Source organism: Pseudoalteromonas sp. T1lg21, from assembly GCF_002964625.1.
Classification (GTDB): domain Bacteria; phylum Pseudomonadota; class Gammaproteobacteria; order Enterobacterales; family Alteromonadaceae; genus Pseudoalteromonas; species Pseudoalteromonas gelatinilytica.
In genome coordinates, this window is sequence record NZ_PQBX01000022.1 from 44,378 (window position 1) to 62,052 (window position 17,675).

Sequence of the window (17,675 nt, forward strand, 5' to 3'; positions counted from 1 at the left end):
AGACTCTTTTTTTGTTTTTAATCCAGCATTCAATTATCGGTTCAGGGCCGAAACCAGCCAGTATTAAATTCAATTTCAATTAGTCTAGCGATGTCATTAAACGGAGGACATCATGGACAAATATCAACTCTTTCACCAATTACACCACCAGCCAACAGGTTTTGTACTCGCTAATGCGTGGGATCTAAGTTCTGCCCAATTCATTCAAACTGCGGGTGCTAAAGCCGTAGCAACAACCAGCTGGGGCATTGCAGCCAGTTTAGGTTTAGCCGATGGTGAGAACATCTCTTTTAAAACTCAATTAGCGCTGGTTAAAAGCTTAACCGAACACTTACATATTCCACTCTCTGTCGATATAGAGTCGGGCTACAGTAACGATCCGCTGCAAATTAGCCAAAACGTTTTAGCATTAGCAAGATTAGGGGTTGTTGGTATCAACATAGAAGACTCAGACAAAGCCACTAACGCACTAAGATCTATCGAACAGCAATGCACTATTATTAGTGAGATAAAGAAAGTACTTAACGAAAATGGCTTCGGTCGTTTATTTATAAACGCCAGAACCGATACCTACTTTCTAAGTGAATCCCCTTTTCAAGCAACATTAGAGCGCGCAAAAGCGTATCAAGATGCAGGAGCAGATGGTCTGTTTGTACCCGGTCTCACTAACATAGAGCAAATAACCAGCTTAGCAAACGCGATAGATATGCCACTAAATGTGATGGCAATGAATAATTTTAACTCAGCAAAAGCGGCTTTTGCTGGTGGCGCAAAACGCTTCTCACTGGGTAATTCTCTCTATGATCTAGTCGGTAATACGATAAAAACCAGTTTAACTCAGATCGAAAATTAACTTAGCGAGCTAAAAAATCAGATCAAAACAGCTTTTAAGATCGAATTTAGCTAAAAATGTTATCCACATTTGGGGCTTTTTTAGATCTAAAGGCTGATTTGATCATAAAAAAACGCAGAAATTTAAATTTATTTGTCATCAACAGCCATTTTTCACCGTTAATTTTCTTTAAAACAGCTCTTATAGGCACTTATTTAGCATTTTTTCGATCTGTTTTATTGATCGCAAATTGCAAACCGATCGTTATCAACAAGCGATCTATCCACAAAACGATCATAACCTGAATTTTACCTTGATCTAAAAATAAAAGTGCTTACACACAATTAAAGATCAATAACTTAGCAAAGTTATACACTTTCCAATATTTAGCTTGATCAGAACTTTCCCCAAATTTATTAACAGCTTGATCAAAGGGTTTAATTTATTATGATATTTAAAAAACCATTAAAAACAGTACTTTAAAATTATTATTAAATTAAAGCCTGTATTTTGAGCTTAAAAACTTATTCAGATCGTAATTCAACGCTTTACTCACACCCTAACTTCGTTATCATGTGGCCACTTATTTAATTACATGATCAAACACATGCAATCAGTAAATATCATTGTTGGCAGCCAAATGGGATCTGCTGAATACGTAGCAGAGCAACTAGCAGAAGCCCTTGAACAACAAGGGATCCAAGTGCAGCTTCATGAACAGCCTGTGTTTGATGATATTGATCAGCAAGATACTATTTGGTTGATGTGTACATCGACATATGGTGCGGGAGACTACCCTGAGAACCTACTGCCATTTGTTGAATCTATTAACCAACAATCTGATCTTAAAGGATTAAAGTACAGTGTGATCGGTCTAGGTGACACTAGCTACGACACCTATAACTATGCAGGCCGTAATCTTGATGAGTTATTAGCGAGTAAAGGCGCAAGCCGCGTCGCAGAACGCTTAGAGCTCAATATTCTTGATGAAGCATTACCAGAAGACACAGCTTTAGCCTGGTTACCAAGCTGGATCGAGTCAGTAGGACTCAATTAAGCCGATCAGCATTGATCGTCGTTATAAAAGTTACCCACAATTTACTGATAATTTAGATCGGATTGTGGATAAACACTGATCTAACTGCGATTTTAAGCTAGTTTACCCCTTGGATAAGATCCAATCGATATTGCCCTGTGAATAAATAGCCCTTTTGATCAAAGCTTGTACGCGGGAAGATCCGATCATATTAACACCTTTAGATCTGCTTTAAGATCATGTTTTAAATAGCAAAGCAGACATTATCAACAGATCTGCTGAGTACTAATAGTAAAAACAACAAAAGATCTCTTTAAAAGATCCTTTATATTATTAGAGATCACCCACTTAGATCTTGAGCACTGTTTAATCATTTATCTTCTCTAAATTTCTAGGTAGAATACGCTCCCTTTACAAAGTTTTGCTGGTCGATTAAGTAGGATCCCATAAATGATTTTTCACGAACGTTTTGATGTTATTGTTGTAGGTGGTGGACATGCAGGTACTGAAGCTGCATTAGCTTCTGCTCGCATGGGCATGAATACCCTATTGCTAACTCATAATATGGATACCCTTGGTCAAATGTCTTGTAACCCGGCAATTGGCGGTATTGGTAAAGGCCATTTAGTTAAAGAGATCGATGCACTTGGTGGTGCTATGGCTCAGGCTATCGATAAAGGCGGTATTCAATTTCGTACTTTAAACTCATCTAAAGGCCCTGCTGTACGTGCTACACGTGCACAAGCAGACCGTGCTTTGTATAAAGCAGCTATCCAACATACATTACAACATCAAGAAAATTTAAAGATCTTCCAACAATCATGTGATGATCTGATTGTTGAAGGTGATCGTGTAATGGGTGTTGTAACCCAAATGGGTCTTCGTTTTAGCGCGCCTTCAGTTGTACTTACAGTCGGTACTTTCTTAGGTGGCCAGATCCATATTGGTTTAGAGAATTACAAAGGCGGTCGTGCTGGCGATCCACCTTCAATTGCTCTTGCACAGCGTTTACGTGAATTACCGTTCCGTGTTGATCGCTTAAAAACAGGCACGCCACCTCGTATTGATGCGCGTACTGTTGATTTTAGCAAGATGCAAGAACAGCCAGGTGATACCCCTACTCCTGTATTCTCGTTTATGGGTAAACAATCGGATCACCCACAACAGATCCCGTGTTACATCACTTATACAAATGAAAAAACACATGATGTGATCCGCAATAACCTGCATCGCTCACCTATGTACTCAGGTGTTATCGAAGGGATTGGTCCACGTTACTGTCCTTCAATTGAAGATAAGATTGTACGTTTTGCTGATAAAGACAAACATCAAATCTTTGTTGAGCCTGAAGGCTTAACATCATACGAATTATATCCAAATGGTATCTCAACAAGTTTACCGTTTGATGTGCAACTTGAAATTGTGCAATCAATCACTGGTTTTGAAAATGCACATATTTGTCGCCCTGGTTATGCGATTGAATATGACTTCTTTGATCCACGCGACTTAAAGCAATCATTAGAAACCAAATTTATTGACGGTTTATTCTTTGCGGGTCAAATCAATGGTACAACTGGTTACGAAGAAGCGGGCGCGCAAGGTCTAATTGCGGGTATGAACGCAGCACTTCAAGTACAAGGTAAAGAATCTTGGACACCACGCCGTGATGAAGCATACACAGGTGTACTCATTGACGACCTAGCAACATTAGGTACTAAAGAACCGTACCGTATGTTTACTAGCCGTGCTGAATACCGTTTATTACTTCGTGAAGATAATGCCGACATCCGTTTAACTGCTAAAGGCCGTGAACTAGGCTTAGTTGATGATGCTCGTTGGGCTGCATTTAACGAAAAAATGGAAATCATCGAAAAAGAAACGCAACGCTTAAAAGAAACGTGGATCCATAAAGATCATGTTGCTGTAGAACAAGTAAATGCGTTACTTAAGACCCCATTGACGCGTGAGGCAAGCCTTGAAGATCTGATCCGTCGTCCTGAAATTCGTTATAACGACTTAATGGCAATTGATGGCTTAGGTTCAGAGTTTGATAATCAAGCTGCACTTGAGCAAGTTGAGATCCACACTAAGTACGCAGGTTATATTGCCCGTCAACAAGACGAGATCAATAAACAACTGCGTCATGAGCAAACTGTTTTACCAAAAGACTTTGATTATTCAACTGTTTCTGGTTTATCAAATGAAGTTGTAGCTAAGCTTACGGATAGTCGTCCAGACACAATTGGCCAAGCGTCGCGTATTTCAGGTATCACCCCTGCTGCTATTTCGCTATTATTAGTCTATCTGAAAAAGCAAGGCTTACTACGCAAAACAGCGTAGTTGGTAAGGAATACAGTGTTACAACAACAATTAACGTCACTGTTAGCGCAAACTGATATTGCGCTAACAGAAAAACAGCAACAACAGCTTGTGCAATATGTTGAATTATTAGACAAGTGGAACAAAGCGTATAATTTAACCTCTGTTCGTTTACCTGAAGAAATGATGATTAAGCATATTATGGATAGCTTAGTTGTTGCACCTCACCTTAAAGGCAAACATTACATTGATGTTGGTACAGGTCCTGGTTTACCGGGTATCGTATTAGCCATTGCTTTACCTGACACGCAATTTATTTTGTTAGATAGTTTAGGTAAACGTGTGCGCTTTTTGATGCAAGTAAAACATGCACTTGGCCTTGAAAATGTAACCCCAGTGCAGTCTAGAGTTGAAGAATATCAACCAAGTGTTAAATTAGATGGTGTATTAAGTCGTGCATTCGCCTCTTTACAAGATATGGTTGACTGGTGTGCGCACTTGATTGATCATTCAGGTAAATTTATCGCTTTAAAAGGCGTATTTCCGAGCGAAGAACTAGACTCATTACCTAAAGGTATTAAGTTTGACGAAAAAATCAGCTTGGAAGTACCTGAGTTAGATGCGCAAAGACATCTAATCATTCTATCTAAAGACTAGGGATCAGAGCACTGTGGCAAAAGTCATCGCATTAGCAAACCAAAAAGGTGGTGTTGGTAAAACAACCACCGCTGTGAATCTCGCGGCATCGATGGCCGCGACGAAGCGTAAAGTGTTATTAATCGATCTTGATCCGCAAGGAAACGCGACCATGGGTAGCGGTGTCGATAAATACGGTGATGTTGCGACTATTTACGATTTATTGATTGAAGAAACCCCTATCGAAGAGGTGATCAATAAAGAGACCTCAGGTGAGTATCACTTAATTGCTGCTAATGGCGATGTGACTGCCGCTGAAGTAAAGCTAATGGAATTGTTTGCTCGCGAAGTGCGTTTACGTAATGCGCTAGAAAAAATTCAAGACCAATATGACTTCATTTTTATCGACTGCCCGCCTTCACTGAACATGTTGACTGTGAATGCGATGGCTGCAGCTGATTCAATTTTAGTTCCGATGCAATGTGAGTATTATGCCCTTGAAGGTTTAACCGCATTAATGGATACCATTACGCAACTTTCTAAGTTAGTAAATCCAGCGTTAACAATTGAAGGGATTTTGCGCACCATGTATGATCCGCGCAATCGCCTTGCAAATGATGTATCTGAACAACTTAAACAACATTTTGGCGATAAAGTTTATCGTACCGTTATCCCACGTAATGTCCGTTTAGCAGAAGCGCCGAGTTTTGGTGCCCCTGCCATGTATTATGACCGTGCATCTAGTGGTGCTAAAGCATACTTAGCCCTAGCCGGTGAAATGTTACGTAGAAAAGAGAAAACATCTTCAGCAGTAGCCTAACTTCGAGGTAAAAAAATAACATGTCTGCTAAAAAACGCGGTTTAGGCCGAGGACTCGACGCTTTATTAAGTTCATCAAAACCTGCCCCTAGTGCAAATAATCAGCAACAAGCAACCGCAGCAACTGAGCAAGTCTCTGATGTGGTTGCCGAGCAAAGTAAAGGTGAGCTGCAAAAGTTAGCGATTGAGTTTTTACAATCGGGTAAATATCAACCGCGTAAAGACATGTCAGAAGAAGCGCTAGAAGAATTAGCGAGCTCAATTCGTGCCCAAGGTATCATTCAGCCGATTGTTGTGCGCCAAATTGGTGCAGACAAATATGAAATCATCGCGGGTGAACGTCGTTGGCGTGCTGCTCAATTAGCCAAATTAGACACTGTGCCGTGTATTATCAAAGATGTGCCTGATGAAGCGGCAGTTGCTATCGCGCTAATTGAAAATATTCAACGTGAAGACCTAAATGCGATGGAAGAAGCGATTGCACTGAATCGCTTACTCAACGAATTTGAATTAACTCACCAACAAGTTGCCGAGGCCGTAGGTAAATCTCGTACCACTGTGACTAATTTACTACGTCTGAATAATCTTAACGAAGATGTTAAAATTTTGTTAGAGCATGGCGACATTGAAATGGGCCATGCACGCTGTTTATTAGCACTTGAAGGTGAAGCGCAGTCAGACGCTGCACGTTTCGCAGTTGCTAAAGCTTTAACCGTTCGTGAAACCGAAAAGTTAGTGCGTTCTATTTTAGAACCAGCGCCTAAAAAAGAACAGCAAGAAAAAGACCCAGATGTCAAACAGTTAGAGCAAAAGCTCGCTGAAAATTTGGGCGCAAAAGTCGAAATTAACTACAATAAAAAAGGTAAAGGCAAGCTGGTTATTTCGTATACAAGTCTAGATGAGTTAGATGGCATTTTAAGCCGTATAAATTAAGACTATTCCCGTCATTAATTAATAACATGTCCAAAAAGAGACATTTGTGGTGATTTTGCACTACAAAGGCTCAACTCAAGTTGCAAAACTGGTAGGAATCAGTATAATTTCGCCAGTTTTCATACCCTGACAACGATAGTTCTAAAGGTTAACAAAACGTGACTAATAGGTTAGCAAAGCCATATAGGCTTGCCGCATTCAGATTAATTTGTCTTCAGGGTATCGTAGCGCTCATAGCTGCAGTAATTGTTTTTATAGGTTGGGGAGCCAACGCCGGTCAGTCAGCGCTTGCTGGCGGAGTTGTCGCAGTACTCCCTAATCTGGTTTTTACCCTCTATGCATTCCGTTATATGGGTGCAAGTAAGGTAAAACAAGTGTTTGCTTCGTTTAAACGCGGCAAAGGACTAAAATTTTTGCTTACAATCGTTTTGTTTGTACTGGTATTTAAGCTTTTTCCGGTAGTTCATCTACCTTTTTTCAGCTGCTTTATACTTGTGATGTTTTTTGGATTGTTTGCACCGGTTTTTTTTAAACATTAACTTTTGGGATATAACATGGCTGCAGGTGAAGAGCTAACTCTTACGGGTTACATCAAGCACCACCTTACCAACGGTCAGGTGCGTCTAACCGACGACCCTAACAATTGGTGGATGGTACTTAATGTCGATACCCTTGCATGGTCAATCGGTTTAGGATTGGTTTTCCTATGGATTTTCAAACGTGCTGCGAATAAAGCAACGATTGGTGTTCCTGGTAAACTTCAATGCTTTGTCGAAATGATCGTTGAATTCGTTGATCAAAACGTGAAAGACACCTTTCACGGTCGAAGCAAACTAATTGCCCCGCTTGCCCTTACGATTTTTGTATGGGTTTTCTTAATGAACTTAATGGATTTAATTCCAGTAGACTTCTTACCAATTGCAGCATCGCTGATCAATGGTGAGTCTTGGGATGTAATCTCTAGCGGTCAATCACACACTTACATGAAAGTAGTACCAACCACTGACCTTAACTTAACAATGGCGTTAGGCTTAGGTGTGTTTGCGTTAATCATCTTCTACTCGATTCGTGTGAAAGGCGTAATGGGTTTTGTAAAAGAACTTACATTACAACCATTTAGCGCTAAGAACCCAGTAGTTCAAGCTTTATTCATTCCAGTGAACTTGTTACTAGAATTAGTAACCTTGTTTGCTAAGCCAATTTCATTGGCACTACGTTTATTTGGTAACTTATACGCAGGTGAGCTTATCTTCATTCTGATCGGCGCAATTGGTTTATTCCAATTACCACTGCACTTCGTATGGGCTGTATTCCACATTCTCGTAATCGTATTGCAAGCATTTATCTTTATGATGCTAACAATTGTATACCTGAGCATGGCATCTACTGATCACTAATCGTAGCGCTTGTTCAATAAAGATTTTTTTACTTTAACTTTAATCATTTAAAATTATATTGGAGACAATAATGGAACTTGTAATCGGCCTTAAATATATCGCTGTTGCTTTACTAATTGGTTTTGGTGCTTTAGGTACTGCGATCGGTTTCGGTAACCTTGGTGGTAAATTCCTAGAGTCAGCGGCTCGTCAACCTGAGCTTGCACCACAACTTCAAGTTAAAATGTTCATCGTAGCGGGTCTTATCGATGCTATCGCGATGATCGGTGTAGGTATCGGTCTATACATGTTGTTCGCACTTTAATATTGAAAATACTTTTACGCGATCAACAATTGACTAAGGAGGAGTGGTTGTGAGTTTAAACCTTACTCTACTCGGCGAATTAATAGCATTTATTGTTTTTGTATGGTTCTGCATGAAGTTCGTGTGGCCACCACTAAACGGTGCTATTGAAGCTCGCCAGAAAAAAATTGAAGATGGTTTAGCTGCATCTGATAAAGCTGAAAAAGATCTTGAGCTTGCTCGTAAAAAAGCAACTGAAGAGCTTAAAGAAGCTAAATCACAAGCTGCTGATATCATCGAGCAAGCTAAAAAGCGTGCCACGCAAATCGTTGATGAAGAGACTACTCGTGGTCACGAAGAGCGTGAAAAAATTATTGCTCAAGGTCATTCTGAAATCGAAGCTGAGCGTAACCGTGTTAAAGAAGAATTGCGTAAGCAAGTTGCTTCATTAGCGGTTATCGGTGCTGAGAAGATCTTAGAGCGCGAAATCAATGAAGCCGCACATAGTGACATCGTTGAAAAACTCGTCGCTGAGCTTTAATAGGAGGGTATGAGCATGTCTGAATTGACTACAATCGCTCGCCCATACGCTAAAGCGGCTTTTGAATTTGCCGTTGATAAAGGTACTGTTGAAAGCTGGAACGAAATGTTGTTTTTTGCTGGTGAAGTGGCAAAGAACGAGCAAATCGCTCAGTTTCTTTCAGGAAGTGCCTCTGCTGAAAAGCAATCAGAAATTATTATTTCTGTTTGTGCAGAGCAACTCAACGAAAATGGTCAGAACTTAGTAAAAGTGATGGCTGAAAATGGACGTTTAACGGCACTACCAGCTGTTGCTGAACTATTCGCTGAATTTAAAGCGGACTACGACAAATTAATCGACGTAGATGTAGTTTCTGCAACAACGCTTACTGCTGAGCAGCAAGCATCTCTGGTAGCGGCATTAGAAAAACGTTTCGCACGCAAAGTTAAGCTGAATTGTAGTGTTGACGAAACTATTGTTGGTGGTCTTGTAATCAAGGCTGGTGACACTGTAATCGACGGCACTGTACGCGGTAAATTAAACCGCCTAGCTACTACACTACAATCGTAATTGGGAAGAAGAGCATGCAACTTAATTCCACTGAAATTTCAGATCTGATCAAACAACGTATTGAGCAGTTCGAAGTTGTAAGTGAAGCTCGTAACGAAGGTACTATCGTATCTGTTACTGACGGTATCATCCGCATCCACGGTCTTGCTGACTGTATGCAAGGTGAGATGATTGAGCTTCCAGGCAACCGTTTCGCTATCGCACTAAACCTTGAGCGTGACTCAGTAGGTGCTGTAGTAATGGGTCCTTACGCAGACCTTAAAGAAGGCGTAAAAGTACAATCAACTGGTCGTATCCTAGAGGTTCCTGTTGGTCGTGGTCTACTTGGTCGTGTTGTTAACACACTAGGTGCTCCTATCGACGGTAAAGGCGCTTTAGCTAACGATGGTTATGAGCCAGTAGAAAAAATCGCACCAGGCGTTATCGAACGTCAATCAGTAGATGAGCCAGTTCAAACTGGTTATAAATCTATCGATGCGATGATCCCAGTAGGTCGTGGTCAGCGTGAGCTTGTTATCGGTGACCGCCAAACTGGTAAAACTGCATTAGCAATCGATGCAATCATCAACCAAAAAGGTACAGGCGTTAAGTGTGTGTACGTTGCAGTTGGTCAAAAAGCATCTACAATCGCTAACGTAGTACGTAAATTAGAAGAGCACGGTGCACTTGAAAACACAATCGTTGTTGTTGCATCTGCTTCTGAATCTGCGGCACTTCAGTACCTAGCACCATTCGCTGGTTGTACTATGGGTGAATACTTCCGTGACCGTGGTGAAGACGCGCTAATCGTATATGATGATTTATCTAAGCAAGCTGTTGCTTACCGTCAAATCTCATTACTACTTAAGCGTCCACCAGGTCGTGAAGCATACCCAGGTGACGTATTCTACCTTCACTCACGTCTTCTAGAGCGTGCATCACGTGTAAACGCTGATTACGTTGAGAAGTTCACTAATGGTGAAGTGAAAGGTAAAACTGGTTCATTGACGGCATTGCCAATCATTGAAACTCAAGGCGGCGACGTTTCTGCGTTCGTACCGACAAACGTTATCTCTATCACCGACGGTCAGATCTTCTTAGAAACTGACTTATTCAACTCAGGTATCCGTCCAGCTGTTAACGCTGGTATCTCGGTATCTCGTGTTGGTGGTGCAGCGCAAACTAAAATCGTTAAGAAACTAGGTGGTGGTATCCGTCTAGCGTTAGCTCAGTACCGTGAATTAGCTGCGTTCTCGCAGTTCGCGTCTGACCTTGACGATGCAACACGTGCTCAATTAGAGCATGGTGAGCGCGTAACAGAGCTAATGAAGCAGAAACAGTACGCACCAATGTCTGTTGCTGAAATGTCTCTGTCGCTATTTGCTGCTGAAAAAGGCTACCTAAAAGACATCGAAATCGCGAAAATCGGTGACTTTGAAGCTGGCTTAATTTCTTATGCAAACAGCACATACGCAGAGCTAATGGCTCAAATCAATGAAACTGGTAACTACAACGCTGAGATTGAAGCTCAACTTAAAGAACTTCTAGAGAAGTTCAAGTCGACGCAAACTTGGTAATTTAGTTATGAATGGTGAGCTTTAGGCAACTAAAGCCCACCTGATTCGGAGAGAGAGTCATGGCCAGCGGAAAAGAGATTAAAAGCAAGATCGGGAGTATCAAGAATACTCAAAAGATCACCAGCGCAATGGAAATGGTTGCTGCGTCTAAAATGAAAAAGGCGCAAGAACGTGTGGCTTCAAGCCGTCCATACGCTGAAAACTTACGCGAAGTAATCGGTCGTGTTGCTCAAGCAAATCTTGATTTTACTCACCCGTTCTTAGTTGAGCGTGAAGTAAAACGAGTTGGTTATATTGTTGTCTCTACTGACCGTGGTCTTTGTGGTGGCTTGAACTCTAACGAGTTCAAAAAAGTTGCCCTAGACGTGAAAGCGTGGAAAGAAAAAGGCGTTGAAGCTGAGTTCGCTACTTTAGGTAGCAAAGCAGCTGGCTTTTTCCAACGTTTCGGCGGTAAGTTACTCGCTAAAAAAGCGAGCTTAGGAGATACACCTTCAGTACAAGACGTTATCGGTCCTGTAAAAATTATGCTTGATGCATATTCTGAAGGCAAAATTGACCGCTTATACGTAGTATTTAACAAATTCGTTAATACTATGAAGCAAGAACCAACAATCGATCAGTTACTCCCTTTGCCAAAAGCTGAAGAAGAAGTATCTCAACATTCTTGGGATTACTTATATGAGCCAAACCCAGAAGCGATTTTAGAAGCTCTGTTAGTACGCTTTATTGAGTCTCAAGTATACCAAGGTGTAGTTGAGAACGCTGCCTCTGAACAGGCTGCCCGTATGGTTGCAATGAAAGCTGCAACTGATAACGCAGGCGACCTTATGGATGAGTTACAGCTTGTTTATAACAAGGCTCGTCAAGCTGCAATCACACAAGAAATCAGTGAGATTGTTGGCGGTTCGGCAGCAGTTTAACGCTTCGGCAAAGTTTAATGAGAGGAATAGACATGAGTTTAGGTAAGGTCGTCCAAATTATCGGCGCCGTTGTGGACATCGAGTTTCCACAAGACAACGTGCCAGCCGTATATGACGCACTAAAAGTAACAGATGGCGACTTAGCAGGTTTAACTTTAGAAGTTCAACAACAGCTAGGTGGCGGTGTGGTACGTGGTATCGCACTTGGTACTACTGACGGTTTACGTCGTGGTACAGCAGTAGAAGGTACAGGTCAGCCAATCCACGTTCCAGTAGGTACGAAGACACTAGGTCGTATCATGGACGTATTAGGTAATCCTATTGATGAAGCTGGTCCAATTGGTGAAGAAGAGCGTATGTCTATTCACCGTGAAGCACCTTCTTACGAAGATCAATCAAATTCAGTAGAACTTTTAGAGACTGGTATCAAGGTAATCGACCTTGTATGTCCATTCGCTAAAGGTGGTAAAGTTGGTCTATTCGGTGGTGCCGGTGTAGGTAAAACCGTAAACATGATGGAACTTATCCGTAACATCGCAATCGAGCACAGCGGTTACTCAGTATTCGCAGGTGTTGGTGAGCGTACTCGTGAGGGTAACGATTTCTACCATGAGATGAACGACTCAAACGTACTAGACAAAGTATCTCTAGTATACGGTCAGATGAATGAGCCACCGGGTAACCGTTTACGCGTAGCGTTAACAGGTCTTACTATGGCTGAGAAGTTCCGTGACGAAGGTCGTGACGTTCTTTTCTTCGTTGATAACATCTACCGTTATACTCTAGCGGGTACAGAAGTATCAGCACTTCTAGGTCGTATGCCTTCAGCAGTAGGTTACCAACCAACTCTTGCTGAAGAAATGGGTGTACTTCAAGAGCGTATCGCATCTACTAAGACTGGTTCAATCACTTCAATCCAAGCGGTATACGTACCTGCGGATGACTTAACTGACCCATCTCCAGCAACAACGTTTGCTCACTTAGATGCAACAGTAGTACTTTCACGTGATATCGCTTCACTTGGTATCTACCCAGCGGTAGACCCACTTGATTCATCTTCACGTCAACTTGATCCATTAGTAATCGGTCAAGAGCACTACGATACAGCGCGTGGCGTTCAAACAGTTCTTCAACGTTATAAAGAACTTAAAGACATCATCGCAATCCTAGGTATGGACGAGCTTTCTGATGAAGATAAGCAAGTTGTATCTCGTGCACGTAAAATCCAGCGTTTCCTATCTCAGCCGTTCTTCGTTGCTGAAGTATTCACAGGTTCACCGGGTAAATACGTGTCACTTAAAGACACAATTGCTGGCTTCAAAGGTATCTTAAACGGTGAGTTTGATGATATGCCAGAGCAAGCGTTCTACATGGTTGGCTCTATTGAAGAAGCTCAAGAAAAAGCCAAAAGCATGTAATTAGGAGGGTAGTATGGCGGCTATGACTGTACATCTTGACGTAGTAAGCGCAGAAGAGAGTTTATTCTCTGGTCTGGTAGAATCTATTCAAGTAAGTGGTACTGAAGGTGACCTAGGTGTTAACTATGGTCACGCTCCATTATTAACTGCCCTAAAACCTGGTATGGTACGTTTAGTTAAGCAATTTGGTCACGAAGACGTGATGTATGTTGCTGGCGGTACGCTAGAAGTTCAACCTAATCGCATTACGATTCTTGCAGACACTGCAGTTCGTGGTGAAGATCTAGATGAACAAGCAGCTGAAAAAGCTAAACGTGATGCTGAAGAGCAAATGTCGAACACGTCAGTTGCTGAGTTAGATTATCAACAAGCTGCTGTGCAGCTTGCTGAAGCAATCGCTCAACTTCGCGTAATCCAACAATTACGTAAAAAGTAAGCCTACTCGGTTTTCAAAAAGCCCACTTAACGTGGGCTTTTTTGTGCCCGAAATTCACTGCATAACACCCTATTCTGATTATTGTACTTATATCCTGCACTATTCCCCGCTACAATGTGTGTATTGAAACTGAACTGAGCTTTCATCTGAAGTTCTTTCCTATTAACTAGGTTTGAGTATTTGCACATGACGTGACTTGCGCAACTTTGCATGTTTATCGCTTAATTCATTTCGCTCAACTAAAACAAAGAAAGAAGGATATTGTTTTAATGTCTCTGACTACCGTTATTCTTGCTGCGGGTAAAGGCACCCGTATGCGCTCTGCACTCCCTAAGGTATTACACAAAGTTGCTGGTAAACCTATGGTGCAGCACGTTATTGATAATGCTACCGCTCTCGGCGCTCGTGAAACAAACCTGGTTTATGGCCATGGCCGTGAACAGTTACAAACAGCCCTATCGCACAACCAAGTAAACTGGGTATTACAAGAAGAACAACTCGGTACCGGTCATGCAGTTGCTGTTGCTAAAGAGCACATTGCCGATGATGACACCGTGTTAATTCTCTATGGTGATGTGCCACTAACGAAACGTGCCACTTTAGAAAAGTTACTTGCTGTGACACCTAAAAAAGGCCTAGCAGTATTAACGGTTACCTTAGATGACCCATCAGGTTATGGCCGTATGCTTCGTGAAAATGGCAAGCTTGTCGGTATCATTGAACAAAAAGATGCCTCTGCTGAGCAACTTGCAATTAAAGAAATTAATACCGGCATCATGGCTGCGAATGGTGAATTACTAAAACGTTGGTTAGGTAACTTATCTAACAACAACGCACAAGGCGAATACTACCTAACAGATATAGTTGCAATGGCACATAGTGAAGGAGTTGAAATTACCTCTGCTCAGCCTGAGCATCCAATGGAAGTTGAAGGTGCTAATAATCGCGTACAACTTTCAGCGCTTGAACGTGCATACCAAGCATGGCAAGCAGAAGAGCTAATGCTAAACGGCGCAACACTTGCTGATCCTGCTCGTATTGATGTACGTGGTGAAGTAACGACTGGCGAAGATGTACTGATCGACGTTAATGTTATCTTCGAAGGCAAAGTAACAATCGGCAATAATGTTCAAATTGGCCCTAACTGCGTACTTAAAGATTGTACTATCGGCGATAACGTTATTATTAAAGCGAACTCATTAGTTGAAGAAGCCAGTGTTGCTGCTAAATGTACTTTAGGCCCATATGCTCGCCTTCGTCCTGGCGCGATAATGGAAGAAGACTCACACATTGGCAACTTCGTCGAAATGAAAAAGACTCGCTTAGGTAAAGGATCTAAAGCGAATCATCTTACTTATTTAGGTGACACTGAAGTTGGCGAAAAAGTTAATATTGGCGCTGGTACTATTACTTGTAACTATGATGGCGTAAATAAATCAAAAACCATTATCGGTGATAATGCCTTTATCGGTTCTAACTCATCACTGGTAGCCCCAGTGAATATTGGTGCAATGGCAACAGTTGGCGCAGGTTCGGTTATTACTAATACAGTTGAAGACGAACAGCTTGCAGTCGCTCGTGGTAAACAGCGTAACCTAACCGGTTGGAAGCGCCCAACTAAAAAGTAGTGAGCTACCCTACTAATTTATAAATAAAAAGCGAGTTTATACTCGCTTTTTTTGTGGCTGCAGTTTGTTCTCATAAAAGTGCCATATAGTTGTAATGCCTGCGTGTTGTAATTGCGTTAATACAATACGAAGGAAAAATAATAATGTTAAAAAGATCAATTATTGCGCTATCACTTTTAACAATTCTTACTGGTTGTTCATTAGACGGTGACGACGGCAAAGACGGCTTACAAGGTGAACAAGGTCCTGCAGGGCTAGACGGGACTAATGGTTCTGATGGAACCAATGGTACTGACGGAGCAAACGGTACAGATGCAAACGCTGCATTAAGTATTAATCTTATTGGCCGCGCAGTGCTGAACGCAGAAAGCCCTGAAGGTGCTGCAGAGATTGTCGCTTATCAAGCATCTAAAAAAAGAATTTTTGCTATCAATAGTTCAGGTGATTCTGCGGTCGTTAATATTATTGAAGCAGATAGTTTTGACCGTACAGCTTTAGTAAAAGATAACGAAGGGGTTATAAACGGCACTAACTTAGTACCAGAGATCACCCTTGCACTGAATGAAAACAGTGCTGGCGACGCAAACAGCATCGCTATTGATGCTAATAATGAACTTCTTGCGGTAGCAATGGCTGCAGATAACACCGGTGATGCAGGTTTAATTGCATTTTATGATATTAGTGGCGATCAGCCTCAATTTATTAAGAATGTATCTGTTGGTGCCCTACCCGACATGGTGACGTTTAGCCATGACGGCAATAAAGTATTGGTTGCAAATGAAGGCGAACCTAATGGTGATTACAGTGTTGACCCTGAGGGTTCAATTAGCATCATTAACATCACAAATGGTGTAATTGCAGATACTGCTATTAGCTTAACGTTTACTGCTTATAACGATAAACAAGCAGAACTTGAAGAGTTAGGAATTGTGTTTGCGAATCCGACTGGCCGTACAATCAACGGCAAGCTAATAAATACAACCGTTGCTATGGACTTAGAGCCTGAATACATCAGTGTTTCTAAAGACGATAAGTTTGCCTACGTTACACTGCAAGAAAATAACGCCCTTGCTATCGTTAATCTTGAAGACAATAGCCTAGAGCTTAAAGGGTTAGGTTTTAAAGATTGGTCTAATTTATTGATAGACGCATCAGATAAAGACGGTGGCGTTAATTTTAAATCATACCCAGGCCTCTATGGCATGTATCAACCTGATACGATTTCAAGCTTTACCTGGAAAGGTGCAAACTTCATTGTTACTGCCAATGAAGGTGATGCACGAGAATATTTCTTTAACACAACCGACGAAGCTGATTGTTTAGCAAAAGGTGGTTTAGATTACGATAAAGATGACGGCTGTTTATCATATATAGATGAGACCAGAGCGAAAGACTTAACTCTAGCAAGTAATTTTGATTACCTTAACAATGACAATAATGATATTGGCCGTTTAAAAGTGACCACTGTTAAAGGTGATGAAGATAATGATGGTGAATACGAGTCACTCTATGCATACGGCGCTCGCTCTTTTACTATCTGGGATAGTAACGGCATGGTGGTTTTTGATTCAGGCGATCAAATCTCACGTATTACCGCTTCAGTCCACGGAGCAGCATTTAACAATAACGAAGATGAAAATGCCGGTGATAGTCGCTCTGATGACAAAGGTGCAGAGCCAGAAGCATTAGCACTGGGTACAATTGGTGAGCGTACATTTGCATTTATTGGTCTAGAGCGTATGGGCGGCATCATGGTGTTTGATATCACTAATCCATACAACGTGACATTCCAAGACTACTTTTTTAATCGTGGTTTAGAAGCCGATGCAGATATAACAGGTGATCTTGCTCCTGAAGGTATGGCATTTATACCTGCAGAGCAAAGTGCAACGAATGAAGCATTGCTAGTTGTTGGCAATGAAATTTCGGGTTCAATCGCTGTTTGGGAAATTTCTACTAACTAATCCCACCCATAAAGTTAAAAAGCGACATAGCTAATTTAAAGCATGTCGCTTTTTCTACACCATTTCATCCTCAAAAAATGACTGCTTTTTAAGCTAAAATCCCTCTGTAGCCCTTTATTTGTATGGTTATTGTACTAATTTGAAAATAATCAAAAAAACCTTCAAAAAGTGCTTGCGTTAATTCTTCGCATCCCTATAATGCGCATCCACTGACACGGCGGGCAGCAATGAAAAGCGCTGAACAAAGTGACAGAGAGTTAAGTAAAACTTCGGTTTAAAACGGTCTAAAAAGAAAGTTTAAAATTAAGTGTTGACTCAAAAATTTAAGGATGTATTATACGCATCCCTAGCGACAACGTCGCAACGTTCTTTAACAATATAAAGCAATCATCTGTGTGGGCACTCGTA

The 17,675-nt window shown here is 41.3% G+C and carries 17 protein-coding genes; all 17 read left to right on the plus strand.

The window, feature by feature from the left end; all coding sequences use genetic code 11:
• The first annotated feature begins 112 nt into the window (after positions 1 to 112).
• Complete coding sequence (locus C2M25_RS06750; protein WP_063701418.1) at positions 113 to 853, plus strand: isocitrate lyase/PEP mutase family protein; 741 nt, start codon at positions 113 to 115, stop codon at positions 851 to 853.
• A gap of 586 nt (positions 854 to 1,439) precedes the next feature.
• Positions 1,440 to 1,889 carry an FMN-binding protein MioC gene (gene mioC / locus C2M25_RS06755; RefSeq protein ID WP_105173828.1) on the plus strand — a complete coding sequence of 150 codons (450 nt, stop codon included), beginning with the start codon at positions 1,440 to 1,442 and terminating at the stop codon, positions 1,887 to 1,889.
• A gap of 429 nt (positions 1,890 to 2,318) precedes the next feature.
• Positions 2,319 to 4,208, plus strand: a complete 1,890-nt coding sequence (mnmG, locus tag C2M25_RS06760; protein WP_105173826.1) for a tRNA uridine-5-carboxymethylaminomethyl(34) synthesis enzyme MnmG — start codon at positions 2,319 to 2,321, stop codon at positions 4,206 to 4,208.
• A gap of 15 nt (positions 4,209 to 4,223) precedes the next feature.
• The gene (gene rsmG / locus C2M25_RS06765) at positions 4,224 to 4,844 is read left to right on the plus strand and encodes a 16S rRNA (guanine(527)-N(7))-methyltransferase RsmG (RefSeq protein WP_063701407.1); all 621 of its coding nucleotides are present in this window, start codon (positions 4,224 to 4,226) and stop codon (positions 4,842 to 4,844) included.
• Positions 4,845 to 4,857: 13 nt separating this feature from the next.
• Positions 4,858 to 5,643 carry a ParA family protein gene (locus C2M25_RS06770; RefSeq protein ID WP_063701404.1) on the plus strand — a complete coding sequence of 262 codons (786 nt, stop codon included), beginning with the start codon at positions 4,858 to 4,860 and terminating at the stop codon, positions 5,641 to 5,643.
• A gap of 20 nt (positions 5,644 to 5,663) precedes the next feature.
• Positions 5,664 to 6,575, plus strand: a complete 912-nt coding sequence (locus C2M25_RS06775) for a ParB/RepB/Spo0J family partition protein (protein WP_063701401.1) — start codon at positions 5,664 to 5,666, stop codon at positions 6,573 to 6,575.
• A gap of 158 nt (positions 6,576 to 6,733) precedes the next feature.
• Positions 6,734 to 7,114 (plus strand): ATP synthase subunit I, encoded by a 381-nt coding sequence (locus C2M25_RS06780; protein ID WP_063701399.1) that lies wholly within the window; start codon positions 6,734 to 6,736, stop codon positions 7,112 to 7,114.
• Between the two features lie 15 nt (positions 7,115 to 7,129).
• Entirely contained in the window at positions 7,130 to 7,972 is an 843-nt protein-coding gene (gene atpB, locus C2M25_RS06785; protein WP_063701397.1) for a F0F1 ATP synthase subunit A, read from the plus strand.
• Positions 7,973 to 8,042: 70 nt separating this feature from the next.
• A complete protein-coding gene (atpE, locus tag C2M25_RS06790; RefSeq protein WP_063701395.1) occupies positions 8,043 to 8,276 on the plus strand; it encodes a F0F1 ATP synthase subunit C in 234 nt (77 codons plus the stop codon).
• 49 nt (positions 8,277 to 8,325) lie between these two features.
• The gene (gene atpF, locus C2M25_RS06795; RefSeq protein WP_063701392.1) at positions 8,326 to 8,796 is read left to right on the plus strand and encodes a F0F1 ATP synthase subunit B; all 471 of its coding nucleotides are present in this window, start codon (positions 8,326 to 8,328) and stop codon (positions 8,794 to 8,796) included.
• Between the two features lie 15 nt (positions 8,797 to 8,811).
• Positions 8,812 to 9,345, plus strand: a complete 534-nt coding sequence (gene atpH / locus C2M25_RS06800; protein WP_063701389.1) for a F0F1 ATP synthase subunit delta — start codon at positions 8,812 to 8,814, stop codon at positions 9,343 to 9,345.
• A gap of 14 nt (positions 9,346 to 9,359) precedes the next feature.
• Entirely contained in the window at positions 9,360 to 10,901 is a 1,542-nt protein-coding gene (atpA, locus tag C2M25_RS06805; protein ID WP_063701386.1) for a F0F1 ATP synthase subunit alpha, read from the plus strand.
• Positions 10,902 to 10,960: 59 nt separating this feature from the next.
• Complete coding sequence (gene atpG / locus C2M25_RS06810; protein WP_063701383.1) at positions 10,961 to 11,821, plus strand: F0F1 ATP synthase subunit gamma; 861 nt, start codon at positions 10,961 to 10,963, stop codon at positions 11,819 to 11,821.
• Positions 11,822 to 11,853: 32 nt separating this feature from the next.
• Positions 11,854 to 13,239: a F0F1 ATP synthase subunit beta gene (gene atpD, locus C2M25_RS06815; protein WP_063701380.1), complete on the plus strand. Its 1,386-nt coding sequence runs from the start codon at positions 11,854 to 11,856 to the stop codon at positions 13,237 to 13,239.
• Between the two features lie 13 nt (positions 13,240 to 13,252).
• The gene (locus tag C2M25_RS06820) at positions 13,253 to 13,675 is read left to right on the plus strand and encodes a F0F1 ATP synthase subunit epsilon (RefSeq protein ID WP_063701376.1); all 423 of its coding nucleotides are present in this window, start codon (positions 13,253 to 13,255) and stop codon (positions 13,673 to 13,675) included.
• A gap of 269 nt (positions 13,676 to 13,944) precedes the next feature.
• Positions 13,945 to 15,303 carry a bifunctional UDP-N-acetylglucosamine diphosphorylase/glucosamine-1-phosphate N-acetyltransferase GlmU gene (gene glmU, locus C2M25_RS06825; protein WP_063701373.1) on the plus strand — a complete coding sequence of 453 codons (1,359 nt, stop codon included), beginning with the start codon at positions 13,945 to 13,947 and terminating at the stop codon, positions 15,301 to 15,303.
• 143 nt (positions 15,304 to 15,446) lie between these two features.
• Positions 15,447 to 17,267, plus strand: coding sequence for a choice-of-anchor I family protein (locus C2M25_RS06830; RefSeq protein WP_105180749.1), 1,821 nt, complete (start codon positions 15,447 to 15,449; stop codon positions 17,265 to 17,267).
• Positions 17,268 to 17,675 lie beyond the last annotated feature (408 nt).